This window comes from Alcaligenes endophyticus (assembly GCF_026344035.1).
Lineage (GTDB): Bacteria > Pseudomonadota > Gammaproteobacteria > Burkholderiales > Burkholderiaceae_B > Alcaligenes > Alcaligenes endophyticus.
The window spans coordinates 547,604-562,910 of sequence record NZ_JAPKND010000001.1; the positions used below are offsets into that span (position 1 = coordinate 547,604).

The following is a 15,307-nucleotide window of genomic DNA, read 5'->3' on the forward strand; positions in this document are numbered from 1 at the left end:
CACCTACAGCTTACCGGCCAGTTTAGGATCCAGCATATCGCGTAAACCATCTCCCACCATATTCACTGCCAACACCGTCATGGCTAAGAAAAGGCCGGGAAACAAAATAATATGAAATGCTAAGGATAAGAAATTTCTACCGTCAGCCATGATGTTGCCCCAACTAGGCATTTCGGGAGGAATACCCACGCCTAAAAAACTCAACACGGCTTCCGTGATAATGGCCGAAGCGGCGATAAAAGTGGCTTGCACCATTAAGGGCGCAAACAAATTAGGCAGCACATGCAAGACCAGCACTTTGTGCGTGCGAGTACCCAAGGCATAGGCCGCTTCCATATAAGGTTGATTACGCAAACCCAACACCAAGGCGCGCACCAACCGCACAACACGTGGCACTTCTGGGATCACGATAGCGATAATCACGGTTAACAGACCGCCTCTAAAAGCGGCCATCAATGCAATCGCCAGCAAAATATTAGGAATCGCCATGAGGCCATCCATGATGCGCATCAGCACCATATCCAGCTTGCGGAAATAACCTGCCAAAATGCCGATCAACGTACCGACAGACAAACTAACGACAGATACTGCCAAGGCCACTACCAGCGAGACCCGCGCGCCCCACACAACACGTGAGTACACATCACGGCCTAAAGCGTCAGTCCCGAACCAGTGCTGTGCACTAGGCGCTTTCATACGTGCCAAAGGATTAATACTCGTGGGCGAATAGGTGGCTATCCACGGCGCTAAAAGGGCCATCAACGCTAAGACCACTAATACGGCCAAACCAATAAACATCAGCGGTTGCTGACGAAAACGGTACCAGAGCTTACTACGCTTCATCATGACTCTGCCTTTCCATCAGCCTTCTACCCGTGGATCAAACAAGCTGTAGCTCAAGTCCACCAGGAGATTAATCAATACATAGACCCCAGAAGCGATCAAGAGAACGCCTTGGATCACGGGGTAATCATGACGCAGTACAGCATCGACAGTCAGGCGACCTAAACCCGGTATGGCAAAAACAGTCTCGGTGACCACTACCCCTCCTATGAGCATCGCCACCCCTACGCCTACGGTGGTAATAATAGGGTTAGCCGCATTTTTCAAAGCATGCCAAATCACCTTGCGTGAGCCCAACCCTTTGGCGCGCGCCGTCCGAATGTAGTCCTCAGACAGCGCCTCTAGCATCGTGGCGCGTGTCATGCGCGTCAGTAAGGCCATATACACAAGACCTAAAGAAATACAGGGCAAAATAAGGTGCCGCACATAGGGGAGTAAGCCTTCGGATAAAGGGCGATAACCTTGTACCGGCAACATGCCTAACTTGATCGAAAACACGTAGACCAATCCATACCCGATCAAAAAGACAGGCACAGAAAATGCCAACACGGAAACGAACATAATCAGCCGATCTACCCACGTTCCGGCATGCCAGGCCGCCACTACCCCCAAAGGAATAGCGAACAGCACGGCAAAGACGATGGTAAACAGAGCAATAGAAATCGTAGGGCCCATACGTTGATGGATAAGTGTGCTCACCTTAACTTTAGTAGAGGTTGAGACACCTAGATCACCCTGCACGATTCCACCCGCCCAGCTAAAGAATTGCTCCGTTAGCGGTTTGTCTAAACCCATGGAGGCACGAATCTTTTGTACGTCTTCCACCGTTGCGTGTTCCCCTGCTAGTACTGCCGCCGGATCGCCAGGCGTCAAATGCACCAGCATAAAAACAAAAATCGCAACAACCACCATCACAGGGATGGTGGCCGCCACACGTCGAGCTAAATAAAACACGGAATCAACTCCCCGTTCGCTTCCGAAAGCACAATGCTTACTTGCTGATATTCCACATTACTGGAATACCAAACTGCAGCAGGTCTGTGTTGGACAAGCCACGCGTGGCCATGACTGGTTTGAACTCACCCCACATCACATAAGGCACGGACTCATAGGCACGCGCCTGAATGTCCGCAGCAAGTTCAATACGCTTCTGGGCATCCCCTTCTGCAATCCACTGACTGCGCAACTCATCCAGCTTTTCGTCACATGGCCAGCCTGGCAATCCGTTACCGCATGGTGCAGACAGCCACGGATTAGTCACAGGCGTGCCTGCATCAAAGTAACCACCATGAGTGATGAAAATATTCCAGCCTCCATCCGCCACGGAGTCCTTCTTCAAACGACGCGACGCCACTGTCGCCCAGTCCATCGCCTGCAAATCCACATTCACCCCGGCACTCTTTAGGGCTTCGCTCAACACCAAGTTCGCAGGCGAGTTCACGTTATCAGTAGGATATAAAATCACCACTTTCTCACCTTGATAGCCTGCTTCTTTCAGCAACTCTTTCGCACGGTCGATATTAACTTTTGCAAAAGGAGCTGCACCGGCATCCGTGCTCAATGGCGAGCTGCAGGTATACATAGAAGGACAATACTGAGTGGCGTAATCACCGCTATAGCCCACCGCAGCCAACATTTCCTCTTGATTGACCAAGTGATATAGAGCTTGGCGCGCTAGTGGGTTGTTAAAGGGCGGGTTCGCAAAGTTAGGCACAATCATGCCCTGCGAGGCCACCGTTGGAGTCAGCTTTACCTCACTATTCCCTTCCAATACAGGTAGAAAATCAGGCGTTACGCTTTCAATCATGTCCACTTCGCCGTTTTGCAAAGCAGCGACAGCCGTATTAGCATCCGGAATGTAAATCCACTCCACGCGATCCAGGCTGACATGTTTGCCACCCGCTAGCCCGTCTGCAGGCTCGCTACGAGGAACGTAATTCGGGTTTTTCTCGTACACCACCTTATTGCCTGGCACCCATTCCTCTTGCATAAAAAGGAAGGGACCGGAACCTACCATTTCGGTAATTGGTTCGTTAGGGTCGGTCTCGGCCAGACGCTTAGGCAAAATAAAAGGAGGCATACCCGAGGGCTTGGACAAAGCCTCCAAAACTAACCCGAAAGGTTGCTCTAGGGTGAGCTCAAACGTTTTATCGTCGATGGCCTTAAAGGCTGCGCCATATTGCATAAGCAATTTGCCCAAGGTGTCTTTTTTAGCCCAGCGCTGAATCGAGGCAATGCTATCCTCAGAAGTCACGGGCGTACCATCATTAAATTGCAACTGGTCGCGTAGGGTAAAACGCCATGTCAACCCATCATCTGAAGTGGTCCAGCTCTCGACCATTTGCGGCTGTGGCATACCTTTGCTGTCTTGCCCAAACAAGGTATCAAACACCATATAACCGTGGTTACGAGTGATATAGGCCGTATTAAACAAAGGGTCTAGCGTTTTCAAGTCAGCCGTGGGTGCAAGACGCAAGGTGCTCTTGGCACTGACAGAAGGAGCGGCGATGGCCAGAAATACACTACCTAGCACAGCGGCCAATACTCGTTTGGGCGTAAAAACGGAAAAAGAACTCATGCTCTAAAATCCTGAGAAAAATTAAAACCTAGGCCGGATTGCTCAAAGGCCACTTGGGATAAACAATATGCTGATAAGGTAGCGTCGTAATATCGGGGCTGACCGAGCCCGGGGTACTCAAATACAGTACACGCTTGGCCACAGTCGAGAAGTCCGCATAAAAATGCTGTGATGACTTGACCACTATGTATTTACGCGCCCCTAAATCGACCCCAAATTGCGTAAACAAATCGGCACTAATGGCCTGATTACGATTACTGGTCAGAATTAAAACAATCCCATTGACCTCCACCGCTGCTGTGTCACCGAGAGACACGCGAGTATTAGCCAGCCCAGTCATATAAGCATCTTCGCGTATGGCCAGCACCGTGCATCGCGCATCCACTGGCTGCCCTGAGGCGGGCGACACCTTACCACCGATGCGTAAATCCAAGACAGCACCTTCACCGGCATTCATACACAAACCCACCGCACCGGGGTCCCATATCGGGCCTATAGCGGCGTCCGTAATACCATGCTCTAACAGGTACTGCAAAACGAACGTGGAATCACTGGCCGCGCCACCCCCTGCATTATCGGCAGAGTCTGCGAACACCACGGGATACTGTTGTTCTTGATCGGCGTTAGCCAAGGCTTGCTCTAGAGGTAAATACTCTGCCTGCAAGTCGTCGCGCAACGCAATAAGTTGCTGCCCTAAACGCTCGGCCAATTGGGCGGCTGCATCGGCATCGTTATCGGTATACACCAGCAGCTTGCTACCCATTCCAGGCACATCTCCCCAAGGAAACCCATGCACCACAGAAATCGATAAAATCCCCGCTTGCTTTTCTAGTTCAAACAAATGATCGACAAAGCTACGCATAGGCTGACGGCTAGTGTGCATGATCGAAATCATCTGGCAGTCATACAAGGCGTAGGTTGGCTTTATTTTTCCTTGGTACTTCGCTGCGCACAGATCCACCAACTCGTAAGCACGCTCCAGAATATCGGTATGTGGATACTCCTTAAAACACACCAAAAAGTCGGCCTGCTCATACATTTCAGCCGTCATATGACAATGTGGATCCAGCTCTGCCCCAATAATGACATTTGGCCCCACCATGGCACGGACACGGCTAATTAAGTCGCCCTCGCAATCGGGATAGCCTTCGGCCACCATTGCCCCGTGCAAGCCCAACAGCACCACATCTACGGGTCCTGCACGTTCCAAGTCAGAAAGGATTTCGTCACGCAAGGCCTCATACGCTAAACGGGTGGTCAAGCCGGCGGGCACCGCCCCTGCTACCGCCCCTTCGTGCAGCGTCCAGCCATGCTCTTGCGCGCGCTGGCGTGCCGCCCATAGTGGGCCTGAGTACTGCAACATTCTGTCTGGATGCGTGCCTGCAGGATAGTAGCCCCGCTCTTTGAAGGCATTGATGCCAGTAGGAATAGGTGAAAACGTGTTGGTTTCTGTGGATAAACCAGCAGCAAATAATCGCATCTGATTCTCCTAGCGCTCAATGGCCTGAATTTCAATTTCCAAATCTACGCCCATGGCTAATTGAGCTTGCACGGTAGACCTGACGGGTAAGCCATCTTTGAAATAGCTGGCATATACGTCGTTAAAATCCGCAAACATAGCCAAGTCGCTTAACCACACGGTGGCCTTAATCACATCCCCAAACCCTAAGCCCACTTCACGTAAGCTGTCTTGCAATCGGCCCATTACAGCATGCGTCTGGGTGCGTATATCCCCCCGTACAACCTGACCTTGTTCATCCATGGGTATTTGCCCAGAAAAAAACACAAAGCCTTGGGCCCTTACCATGCGAGAAAAAGGCAATCCCAATGGGGAGGGGTAACGTTCAATAGTCATGGTTTCCATCCTTAATTTATAGGGCCGACTGAGTCTGAAATCGTTTCGGTGTCAACGCATCGGGTTCCACCTGCTCTTGCACTAAGACCGGGTCCAGCTCTTGCTCTAAGAGAATATTAGCGGCCAAGAGTGAGGCCCCAGGCGCTGTTTGTATGCCATACCCCCCCTGACCTGCTAACCAGAAAAAACCGCTTAGCTGAGGGTCCCACCCGATCACAAAATCACCATCTGCTACGAACGAGCGCAAGCCTGCCCATGTATGAGTAGGCCGACGAATATCTAAGGTGGTGGCGCTAGTAATTCTATCTATTCCAATAGCAATATCTAACTCTTCAGGCACCACATCATGCGCATCCACGGGGTCGGCATTGGCGGGCGAACCCATCAATTGCCCTGCATCAGGTTTAAAATAATAAGACTCATCAATACCTACCACCGCAGGCCAGGCTTCAAACTCTGCTGCGGGTATAGGTTCGGAATTGCCATTGCACAGCGCCTTAAAGGTAAAAGCACTGCGGCGCTTTGGCTGCAAGCCTACCTCTAACGCCCCAAACTGCGCCCCCACCTCCTGAGCCCAAGCGCCGGCGGCATTAACCACGGTACGTGCTTGTACCTCCGTGCCGTTACTAAGTTGCAACACCCATAGGTCATTCTCACGAAGGCTATGCGTAATTTTGGTACTAAATAAGAACTCCACACCTTGCTGGCGGGCGCCGCGTAAAAAACCTTGCAACAAAGCATGCACATCCACGTCTTTAGCGTCCAGCTCTTCGACCGCACCTAATAAACCCTCGGCTTGAACGCAAGGGACACGGCGCAGCACCTCCTCCGCGCTAATCTCTCGGATGCGATTGCCCGAATCACGCGCGTCCAGCAGAAAATTTTCTTTGAGTTTTTCCTGCCCCTCTCGTACTAGGTACAACACCCCGCGATCCGTTAATAAAGGATGTTCACTAAACTGCTCCGGCGGTTGAGTAAAAAAGCGACGGCTGGCGCGAGTTAAGGCACGGGTAGTCGGGGTGCCATAGGTCTCCATGAACATGGCTGCCGAACGCCCGGACGAGTGGTATCCTGGTTGAGTCTCGGCCTCTAGCACTAACGTGCGCGCCATACCCCCAATTCGGTAAGCTAAAGAAACCCCTGCCATACCAGCGCCGACAACGACGAAATCGTATATATCCTGACCTGCCATTTCCTCTGCTTACCTCTAATTTCCCGTAAACGAGAATTCTCTGTATTGAGAATTCTCTGATTAGAGAATCTTCAAGCATTCGCCGACTCAGGTCAATAGCCGTTGCGCGGGGTTTTCCCTTATCTTGCCTACTATAATATTTAAGTTTGAACAAATAGTGTCCCAACCGTAGATACGTCCCGTTTGTTGCCGGTACCCTTGGGCTACCTCGCAGATGCTAGATGCTAGATGCTGTAGCAGTCGTGCAGCACCCTACCTGCATCACACTGACCAGATCTGCGCAGCGCTAAGCTCTCGTAAAATCTGGGCAAATAACTCTTCGGAAGAGGGCAATTTGCTATCAGTGCGACGTATTAAACTAATGGCGGGCAAGTTCCAATCAAACGCTAAAGGCACGATGCCTGCACCGCCGCGGCGCTCTAAGTCATGCGCCAAATCTAGTGGCACAATCGCCAGCAAGCGCTCGTTATGGCGTAGCATGCGCAAAATAATGCCAGGGTCATAAGTCTCCACCACCGGCACAGGTAAGGTCAGGTTGGCCTTATGAAACATTTCAGCGATTTTGCGCCCTACAGGTGTTTGTTCTGATGGCAATATCCATTGCATATCTACAAAATCAGCCAAGCTTATTTGTCGATGTTGCAAGCGTCGCACCACCTGTTGGTGGGCAATTAAGGCAACCTGCTGCTCATATAAAATCTCATAACTCACTCCCTCTAAGCCCGTTAAGGCCGTCGCTCGGCCAATGACACAATCAAGCTCACGTTTAGTCAGGGCCTGTACTAAAAAATTAGACGTCAATTGCGTAATACTGCTGGCAATCCCATGCCGTGAGTACAACAACTGAACCGCTTGAGTTAATAACTCAACGGACACATAAGGCATAGCGCCAATGCGCAGCCTGTCCGCGTAGCCGTGTTGCACGGCCTGTATTTGCGCACCCCAAACCTCGAGCTCTTGCAAAATAAGTTCCGCTTTAGCAATTGCCAGCTCACCAAGACGCGTAGCCACTAAGCCTCGGCCCGTTCGGACAAAAAGCATCCCGCCGCAAATATCCTCGGCCTCAGATAAGGCCTTAGTCACCGCGGGCTGGCTAATACCCATTTCTATTGCCACACGAGTTAACGTCCCCCAGCGCTTAATACCTTGCAACAAGGATAAATGACGTAGTTTTAAACGACTCAGTAAAACGGAATGGCTCATTTCTACCCCAAGCATTCATAACCATAAGGTTATGAATATATCAATTATTACGAATTTGCAGTTATCTAAACTTCCTATACTAAAACCTACCCTAGGCACGCACGGAGCTTACACATGAGCAATTCATTCACTACACGTCCGGAAATCATTGGCACATTTGGTGTCGTGTCGAGCACCCACTGGCTTGCCTCACAAGTGGGGATGAGTGTTTTAGAGCGTGGGGGAAATGCTTACGACGCCGCGGCCGCCGCTGGTTTTGTCTTGCAGGTCGTCGAGCCGCACCTAAATGGCCCCGGTGGGGAAGTACCGATTATGCTATGGAGCCAAGCAGAACAAAGAATGCGCGTAGTATGTGGCCAGGGATACGCTCCAGCACAAGCGAGCGCCAGCTATTTCCAGCAGTTAGGGCTAGAGCTAGTTCCTGGCGTGGGCATGTTACCTGCTACCGTACCGGGTGCCTTCGGTGCCTGGCTAACGATGCTGCGCGACTATGGCACATGGGAAATAGACGATATTTTACGTCCCGCGATTGAATACGCCCGTGATGGCTTCCCCATTTTGCCCCGCACTACACAAGCCATACTCGCGGTACGGGATTTATTCCAACAGCAATGGTCGGAGTCTGCCCACGTTTGGTTGCCCAATCAACGCGTCCCGCGGCCAGGCTCTCTATTTAGAAACCCCGCCCTCGCAAACACGTATCAACGTATTGCCCAAGAAGCCACCAGCGCAGGCACCGACCGCAAGGCCCGCATCGATGCGGCACTACGCTTGTGGTATCAAGGCTTTGTAGCCAAGAGGATAGATCAGTTTTACCAAAACGAATACTTATGGGACTGCACAGGAGAAAAAAATCGCGGCCTATTACGGTATGACGACATGGCTCAATGGCAAAGCAGCTATGAAGACCCGATTTATTATGATTACGGCCATCACACTGTTGCCAAATGTGGGGCGTGGTCACAAGGCCCGGTTTTCCTCCAGCAATTGGCGCTACTCAAACACTGCCCAATCAGCCATTTAGATCCCAGTTCACCCGAGTTTGTCCATTACCTTACCGAGGCGAGTAAGCTTGCCATGGCTGACCGCTTAGCCTGGTATGGTGATCCAAATTTTGTTAACGTGCCGCTTGCCCAGTTGTTGTCGGATGATTACAACCGCCAACGCGCAGCCAGCATTGGCCTACAAGCAAGCCTTGAGCTACGTCCAGGCAACCCTGGCGGCCAAACAGCGTATATGCCTGACCTGCAGATCGCACAACGCACCTTGGCGCAAGCCCAACTGCAGTATGGCAGTGGTGAACCTACCTTCGCTACCCTACCTCCTTTGGACACCTGGCGTGATGAAGAAGTGTTTGTGGGCGACACCTGCCATTTAGCCATTATTGATAAAGAAGGCAATATGGTTTCAGCCACACCGTCAGGGGGCTGGCTCTCATCCAGCCCCACGATCGCTGAGCTGGGCTTTTCTTTAAATACCAGGCTGCAAATGACCTGGCTGGATCCTGCCTCCCCGGGTTATTTGATGCCTGGTAAACGCCCCAGCACCACCTTATCGCCCAGCATGGCGTTACGCGATGGTCAGCCTTACCTTGCGTTCGGCACCCCCGGTGGTGATCAACAAGATCAATGGACCCTCGCCTTTTTACTGAGGCATTGCCATGCTGGTATGAACTTACAACAAGCCATTGACGCCCCCGCTTGGCATAGTGAGCACTTTCCTGCTTCCTTTTGGCCACGAGACGTACGCTACAACCGGCTTGTTATTGAATCTCGCCTGCCGCCTCACACCCAGGAAGAGCTAAGGCAACGAGGCCATGACCTACATATTGGTCAACCTTGGTCTGAAGGCCGGATTAGCGCCTGTAGCCAAGAAATAACCAGTTCTGGGAGGCGACTGCTGAAAGCGGCTGCCAACCCGCGCGGCATGCAATCGTATGCCGTTGGTCGATAAGCCACCCAATAAGCAAAAACCAAGAGGAGTACAACATGTTTAAACCTTTACTGACCGCCTGCTTAGCAGGTTCCCTTCTACTGACCTCGGCGCTCGGTGCACAAGCTCAGTCATCCTATCCAGATAAAGCCGTGACGGTTATCGTGCCTTGGGCCGCAGGGGGATCCACTGATATTTTAGCCCGTGTCATTTCCGAAAAACTAAGCCAGTCATTAGGCGAACCTTTCGTTGTTGAAAATCGCTCAGGTGCCTCGGGCAATATAGGCACCAATTTAGTGGCCAAAGCAAAACCCAATGGCTACACCTTATTAGTGGGATCGATGAGCACCCACACCATGAACCAAGCCATGTATCCCACCATGCCATTTGATGGCGTGAAGGATTTCACCCCGATTGCTAAAGTTGCTTTGGTGACCAATACCATGGTCGTCAACCCTAGCCTGCCCGTTAACACCGTACAAGAGTTCATTGATTACGCGAAAGCCAACCCAGATGCTATTGCCTATGCGTCCGCGGGCCCGGGCTCAACCAACCACCTGAGCGCCGCGATGTTTGAAAAAGCAACCGGCATTAACCTATTACACGTTCCCTATCGTGGTGGTGCACCCGCTGTGTTGGACACGGTGGGTAATCAAACTAAATTGCTATTTACCGCAGGCACGCAGTCCCTACCTTTTGTCAAAGAAAACAAGCTCAAATTGCTTGCTGTCACCGAAGATCAACGTGCCCCAAGCCTTCCTGACGTACCCACTGTGGCGGAAACCGTAAGCGGCTATGAGCTAAGCGTATGGTATGGATTCTTCGGCCCTGCTGGTATGCCTGACGATATCGTCAAAAAACTGAACCACGAGATTAATGCAGCCTTGCAACAACCTGATGTGATTGCAAAAATGGAATCCATGGCCGTACAACTGTTGGACAGTACACCCGAGCAGTTTGCACAAGATCTACAAAGCGATGCCATCAAATACGATGCATTAATCAAAGAGCTAGGTATACGCCTTGAGTAACCTAAGCACAAGTAGTCGTATCACAAGTGCACATTTCCCCCTAGATACTGCCTGCGCCATTGCCCAGGCAAGCGGGGGGGAAGACCCGCAGGCCTTATTTCAGTTGCTGGACCACAGCGCGCACGCCGTACTACAGCACCAGCTATTAACGATTAACCTGTACCAGGCCCCACTAGAGCAACTCACGCGACTATACAGCTCGAATACGCAAGCCTATCCCATCGGGGGCAGCAAGAACAAAAAAGGGGTGCCTTGGGGCGCGCATGTCCTACAACAAGGGAGAGTTTATATAGGAGAAGGCCCAGAAGCACTACGCTGGGCGTTTGACGACCATGTGCTGATTCAACAGTTGGGGCTACGTTCTGTTATTAATGTACCCGTAAGGTTCAGGCAACAATGCTTAGGCACCGTTAACTTTCTGATGCCCTACGACAGCATTGGTGATGCACAGCGCGAGATGGCCATACTATGCGCTCTGTTGGCCTTGCCTGGCCTGCTGCAAGCGCATCAAAAACAAGCATAAAGGTTGACCCCTTACACAAAAAACCCAGGCTATTAACCTGGGTTTTTTATAGAGACAGACGCCTAGCGATCGGACTCGTTAAAACTACACACCGTATAAACCGGCAAGCCTGTGGCTTCGATAGTTTGAGAGCCACCCAGCTCGGGTAAGTCAATAATAGCCGCCGCTTCAATAACATTGGCACCTAAGCGTTGCAATAAACGCGTCGCAGCCATAAGAGTGCCACCCGTAGCGATCAAATCATCAATCAGCAATACGCGCTGACCAGGGCGCACAGAGTCCATGTGCATTTCCACGGTAGCATTCCCGTATTCTAAGGAATACTCTTCAGCGACCGTTTTAAAAGGCAACTTGCCTTGTTTACGCACAGGCACAAACCCTAGATTCAATTCGTACGCTAACACGGAGCCTACAATAAAGCCTCGGGCATCTACCCCGGCGATTAAATCTAACTTTTGCCCCATGTAACGATAAACGAATAGATCGATTAAGACTCGAAACGAACGGGGGTCCTGCAACACTGGCGTAATATCACGGAAAGTCACACCAGGCTTGGGCCAATCAGGCACATTACGTATGGTTTGACGGACATAAGCAGCAGGATCTATACGCATAGTATTTTGGGCAAATTCAAAGTAAAAACAGAAGCCTGTAAAACACAGACACGCCAGCAAGTGTACACAATCGTATCCCTGTAAATAGGGAATCTCCCATAAACTTTACAAGCGTTGCGCATAGACTACGCCTAGCTTGCTTGCTAAGCAATAGACAGACTTAACCTTGCAAACGTCCCTCGTAAAGCTGCCAGTGGTGTTGAAATAAATGTTCAGGCACCAGCCCATGCGTTACTAGAATAACCGTGCGATCTTTCGCCGCCAACATAATGTCATTTAATAAAGCTTGGGCCGTTAACACATCTAGGCCGGCGCATGGCTCGTCTAAAAACCAGATGTGAGCATCAGTCAAAATAGTGCGGGCCAAACATAAGCGTCTTGCCTGCCCCACAGAAAGTTGATTCCCTCCTTCGCCTAGCCACGCCTCGAGCCCCTGTGGCAAATCACGAATTTTTTCTGCTAATTGCACCTGTTCCAGCACCTGCCACAAACGTGCGTCATCCACCGTTGGGTTGGCCATTAATAAATTGTCGCGCACAGTACCAAGAAACAAAGGGGAGTCTTGTGCCAATAACGTGCACACATTAAACCAACTGGCTGTTTGCCAATGCGTCGCAGCCTGCCCTTGAATCAAATATTGTCCCTGAGATACGGGCAGGATACGCATCAATACCTGTAACAACGTAGATTTACCCGAGCCGCTGGGGCCGGTTAACACCACCTTATCCCCTGGGGCCACTGTCAAACTAATATCCTGTAGCACAGTGTGGTCAGCGTACGCGAAGCTAAGCCCCTGTAGCCTAAGCTCTGGCGCCTGATCTGGTGCTAAAGGCTGCGCCTGTGCCTCGCTGGTGTCTGTGGGCTCATCCAATAACTCGAGCAAATGATCCGCGGCGTTTTGCACACCACCTAAGCGTGCAGCGCCACGCATCATGGGCGCCACGACCTCGAACAAGCCAAGAATTGCCAGCAAAGCTCCCACCCATATAGGGCCGCTTAGCTGGCCACTGGCAACAGCCTGCGCGCCCCATACGGCACACAGCACCAACGCCATCCCCATCATGACATGCTGACAAAACTGCCCTAATAAGCCAAAACCCTGCACTCGAGCCCGAGCCTTGGCAATACGCTGACTAGCGGCCTCAAAAGCCTGATCCAAACTTGCCTTGGCGTCCCAGACTTGAATATCCGCAAAGCCGGCTACCGCATGATGCGTTAAGGCACGCATATCTGTTTCGGCTTGGTGTAACTGCCGGGCCGATTGCCGCGACATACGTGCCAAGGCATAAGGAATTAGGCAGGCCGCAAACAACAAACACAACAATACCGCCCAAGCCACTTGAGGCAACCACTGCCCCAGCAAGGCACTAAACAATAAACCAGCGCCTAGTGCGCTAAACAAAGGGCTTAAGATCAGTAAAAAAACCGTGTCCAGCATGGCTACATCAGAAACCAGCCGCTGGCTTAACTCACCTTCGCGATAACGGGCCAACCTGGCTTGACTAAACTGGCACAAACGCGCGAACACTGAGGTGCGTACGTCAGTTTGCAAATCTAGCGTCACAATATGCCCAACAATACGCTCGCCATAACGCGACACAATGCGTCCCAGCGATAGCCCGCGAATCAGCGCAGAGGGCACAAACAAATTAAACATAATTTGCCCGGCGGCCAAAAAGGTTGCGGTTAAAAACCAACCAGCTACCGCCAAAAGCCCCACCCCGGCCAACAGAGTACTTAAAGCCAGCAACAAAGCAGCCACACACCAAGCACGACGCAAGCGTAAAGCAGGCCACATCAACCGCCACCACGCACTCATAGTCCAACCACCCGTTGTAATTGCTGCTGTTCAATCTGCCAAATTTGCTGGCATTGTTGCGCCACCTGCTGATCATGGGTAGCAATCACAAGACAGCGCTGCGCTCCCCACGTTAATAAGGCCTGCATAATTAAATCGCGTGTTTGCGCATCCACATGCGCCGTTGGTTCATCCAGCAGAATAAAGCTAGCTTGACTCAAAAAAACCCTAGCCAGCGCTAAACGCTGGATTTGCCCACCAGACAGCCCAAAGGCTCCACGCCCTAACACCGTCTGTAAGCCCTGCGGTAAAGCCCGCACAAACTGAGCGGCTTGACTGTGCTCTAGGGCTTGCCATAGCTCAGCCTCGGTGGCCAGTGGGTTGGCAACACGTAAGGTATCAGCCACAGTACCGGCAGCCATAAAAGGACGTTGAGTCTGTAACACCACCCCCTGGGAGACACTTAGCAATTCATGCTGCAAGACTTGCCCTGCATAGTGACGCTGCCCCTGAGGCAGGGGACGCAAACCTACTAAGGTCTCAAGCAAAGTGCTTTTACCCGACCCGCTTTCGCCCATTAGGGCATAACTGCAGCCTGGTTCAAAACGCAGGTGCTCTACCCTAAGTAGCTCATACTCGCTGCCCGGAAGAAATAAACATGCCTGATCTAGGCCTAATCCAGCAGCAATATCGGCGGGTGGCGCGGCTAGCGGCGCAAGGGGAGCCTGAGGGGCGGTTAATGGCAAGGGCCCCCACAAACGCTCAAGTTGCTCAAGCGCGGCTTTAGCATCGGCCCTATCGTGATAATGCACCGCCAACTGCCGCAACGGTTGATACACCTCGGGCGCGAGCAATAAACAAAACAAACCCTGTTGCAAACTTAGGCCAGTAAAAAAACTGCCTAAATAACCTAAATAACCCAAACCTATGTACACCGCTGCACCAGCCACGCCTAAGGCGGCGAAAAGCTCTAGTACGGCCGATGACAAAAATGCGATACGCAAGACACGCATCGTGCTAGTTTTTAGATCGTTACTGGCTTGATGCACGCGCGCTAATTCATCTTCGCGGCGCCCTAACAAAGCCAGGGTAAAAATACCCCGCAAGCGATCAGCAAAAAAGCCAGATAACCGCAAACCCATTTTTTGGTTTTGCTCGCTTGCCACTTGCGCTCGCCAACCAATAAGGGCCATGAAAACGGGTATCATGGGGGCACTAAACAACAACAATAGGCCCACGATCCAGTCGACAGGCATGACAAAGGCCAGCAACAACAAAGGAATCAGCACGGCCACATACATGGCGGGCAAATAACGAGCAAAAAAGCCCTCTAGAGCTTCAACCTGCTGCACCACCGATGCCGATAACTCACCACTGAGCTTTTGCCTTAATGTGAGTAAGTCCAAGCCCAAGAGGCGTCGCCACAAGCTACGACGTAAATCCAGCTTGATATGTTCGGCTAAACGATTACCCGCCCACTCTGCGCTAATTAACAGTAACGCGCGCAAGACTAAAAACAAGGCAATACCCGCCAAAGCGGGAAGCTGCGTTCGCCAAGGGAGTTGGTCGACGACAATTGACTGCACCACCGTCGCTAAAAGCCAAGCCTGCCAAACAAACACCCCTGCAGCCAGCACTGGCGCCAACCAGGCCCACAGCAATTTGCTACGGGCCCAGCGCGAACGCGACCGCATCCAATCGGCGGCCGCTACATGATTAAGTGAGTTTTTCACTGCCC

General features: G+C 51.6%; 13 protein-coding genes. 3 read left to right on the plus strand and 10 right to left on the minus strand.

The genetic code is table 11. The features are described 5' to 3' along the window. Positions 1 to 3: 3 nt before the first annotated feature. From OSH01_RS02450 to OSH01_RS02480, 7 genes are all read right to left on the minus strand, one after another. Positions 4 to 846: an ABC transporter permease gene (locus tag OSH01_RS02450; protein ID WP_266122452.1), complete on the minus strand. Its 843-nt coding sequence runs from the start codon at positions 844 to 846 to the stop codon at positions 4 to 6. A gap of 15 nt (positions 847 to 861) precedes the next feature. Then, positions 862 to 1,797: an ABC transporter permease gene (locus tag OSH01_RS02455; protein WP_266122453.1), complete on the minus strand. Its 936-nt coding sequence runs from the start codon at positions 1,795 to 1,797 to the stop codon at positions 862 to 864. Positions 1,798 to 1,834: 37 nt separating this feature from the next. Next, positions 1,835 to 3,421 (minus strand): ABC transporter substrate-binding protein, encoded by a 1,587-nt coding sequence (locus OSH01_RS02460; protein ID WP_266122454.1) that lies wholly within the window; start codon positions 3,419 to 3,421, stop codon positions 1,835 to 1,837. A 28-nt stretch (positions 3,422 to 3,449) separates the two neighbouring features. Continuing rightward, complete coding sequence (locus OSH01_RS02465; protein WP_266122455.1) at positions 3,450 to 4,901, minus strand: M81 family metallopeptidase; 1,452 nt, start codon at positions 4,899 to 4,901, stop codon at positions 3,450 to 3,452. Positions 4,902 to 4,910: 9 nt separating this feature from the next. Beyond that, positions 4,911 to 5,276, minus strand: coding sequence for a Rid family hydrolase (locus tag OSH01_RS02470; protein WP_266122456.1), 366 nt, complete (start codon positions 5,274 to 5,276; stop codon positions 4,911 to 4,913). Between the two features lie 16 nt (positions 5,277 to 5,292). Continuing rightward, positions 5,293 to 6,468, minus strand: coding sequence for an NAD(P)/FAD-dependent oxidoreductase (locus OSH01_RS02475; RefSeq protein WP_266122457.1), 1,176 nt, complete (start codon positions 6,466 to 6,468; stop codon positions 5,293 to 5,295). A gap of 261 nt (positions 6,469 to 6,729) precedes the next feature. Continuing rightward, the gene (locus OSH01_RS02480) at positions 6,730 to 7,671 is read right to left on the minus strand and encodes a LysR substrate-binding domain-containing protein (RefSeq protein ID WP_266122458.1); all 942 of its coding nucleotides are present in this window, start codon (positions 7,669 to 7,671) and stop codon (positions 6,730 to 6,732) included. A 114-nt stretch (positions 7,672 to 7,785) separates the two neighbouring features. Between OSH01_RS02480 and OSH01_RS02485 the strand changes: the two genes are divergently transcribed. From OSH01_RS02485 to OSH01_RS02495, 3 genes are read left to right on the plus strand one after another with little or no spacing between them, the layout of a single operon-like run. After that, positions 7,786 to 9,624 carry a gamma-glutamyltransferase family protein gene (locus OSH01_RS02485; protein ID WP_266122459.1) on the plus strand — a complete coding sequence of 613 codons (1,839 nt, stop codon included), beginning with the start codon at positions 7,786 to 7,788 and terminating at the stop codon, positions 9,622 to 9,624. A gap of 35 nt (positions 9,625 to 9,659) precedes the next feature. Beyond that, positions 9,660 to 10,634: a Bug family tripartite tricarboxylate transporter substrate binding protein gene (locus OSH01_RS02490; RefSeq protein ID WP_266122460.1), complete on the plus strand. Its 975-nt coding sequence runs from the start codon at positions 9,660 to 9,662 to the stop codon at positions 10,632 to 10,634. Next, entirely contained in the window at positions 10,627 to 11,157 is a 531-nt protein-coding gene (locus OSH01_RS02495; RefSeq protein ID WP_266122461.1) for a GAF domain-containing protein, read from the plus strand. Before OSH01_RS02490 ends, OSH01_RS02495 begins: the two co-directional genes overlap by 8 nt. A gap of 62 nt (positions 11,158 to 11,219) precedes the next feature. On the opposite strand, the gene OSH01_RS02500 is transcribed toward OSH01_RS02495, so the two are convergent. The 3 genes from OSH01_RS02500 to cydD all read right to left on the minus strand — a co-directional run bounded on the left by OSH01_RS02500 (position 11,220) and on the right by cydD (position 15,302). Continuing rightward, positions 11,220 to 11,771, minus strand: coding sequence for an adenine phosphoribosyltransferase (locus OSH01_RS02500; RefSeq protein ID WP_266122462.1), 552 nt, complete (start codon positions 11,769 to 11,771; stop codon positions 11,220 to 11,222). Between the two features lie 160 nt (positions 11,772 to 11,931). Further along, a complete protein-coding gene (gene cydC / locus OSH01_RS02505; RefSeq protein ID WP_266122463.1) occupies positions 11,932 to 13,590 on the minus strand; it encodes a thiol reductant ABC exporter subunit CydC in 1,659 nt (552 codons plus the stop codon). Next, positions 13,587 to 15,302 carry a thiol reductant ABC exporter subunit CydD gene (cydD, locus tag OSH01_RS02510; RefSeq protein ID WP_266122464.1) on the minus strand — a complete coding sequence of 572 codons (1,716 nt, stop codon included), beginning with the start codon at positions 15,300 to 15,302 and terminating at the stop codon, positions 13,587 to 13,589. Before cydD ends, cydC begins: the two co-directional genes overlap by 4 nt. Positions 15,303 to 15,307 lie beyond the last annotated feature (5 nt).

What these genes read in the sequence shown, in the direction of transcription:
- OSH01_RS02500 (WP_266122462.1), bottom strand. Translation starts at nt 11,771, where the DNA reads ATGCGTATAGATCCTGCTGCTTATGTCCGTCAAACCATACGTAATGTG.
- OSH01_RS02480 (WP_266122458.1), bottom strand. Translation starts at nt 7,671, where the DNA reads ATGAGCCATTCCGTTTTACTGAGTCGTTTAAAACTACGTCATTTATCC.
- OSH01_RS02460 (WP_266122454.1), bottom strand. Translation starts at nt 3,421, where the DNA reads ATGAGTTCTTTTTCCGTTTTTACGCCCAAACGAGTATTGGCCGCTGTG.
- OSH01_RS02470 (WP_266122456.1), bottom strand. Translation starts at nt 5,276, where the DNA reads ATGACTATTGAACGTTACCCCTCCCCATTGGGATTGCCTTTTTCTCGC.
- OSH01_RS02485 (WP_266122459.1), top strand. Translation starts at nt 7,786, where the DNA reads ATGAGCAATTCATTCACTACACGTCCGGAAATCATTGGCACATTTGGT.
- OSH01_RS02475 (WP_266122457.1), bottom strand. Translation starts at nt 6,468, where the DNA reads ATGGCAGGTCAGGATATATACGATTTCGTCGTTGTCGGCGCTGGTATG.
- OSH01_RS02465 (WP_266122455.1), bottom strand. Translation starts at nt 4,901, where the DNA reads ATGCGATTATTTGCTGCTGGTTTATCCACAGAAACCAACACGTTTTCA.
- OSH01_RS02490 (WP_266122460.1), top strand. Translation starts at nt 9,660, where the DNA reads ATGTTTAAACCTTTACTGACCGCCTGCTTAGCAGGTTCCCTTCTACTG.
- OSH01_RS02450 (WP_266122452.1), bottom strand. Translation starts at nt 846, where the DNA reads ATGATGAAGCGTAGTAAGCTCTGGTACCGTTTTCGTCAGCAACCGCTG.
- cydC (WP_266122463.1), bottom strand. Translation starts at nt 13,590, where the DNA reads ATGAGTGCGTGGTGGCGGTTGATGTGGCCTGCTTTACGCTTGCGTCGT.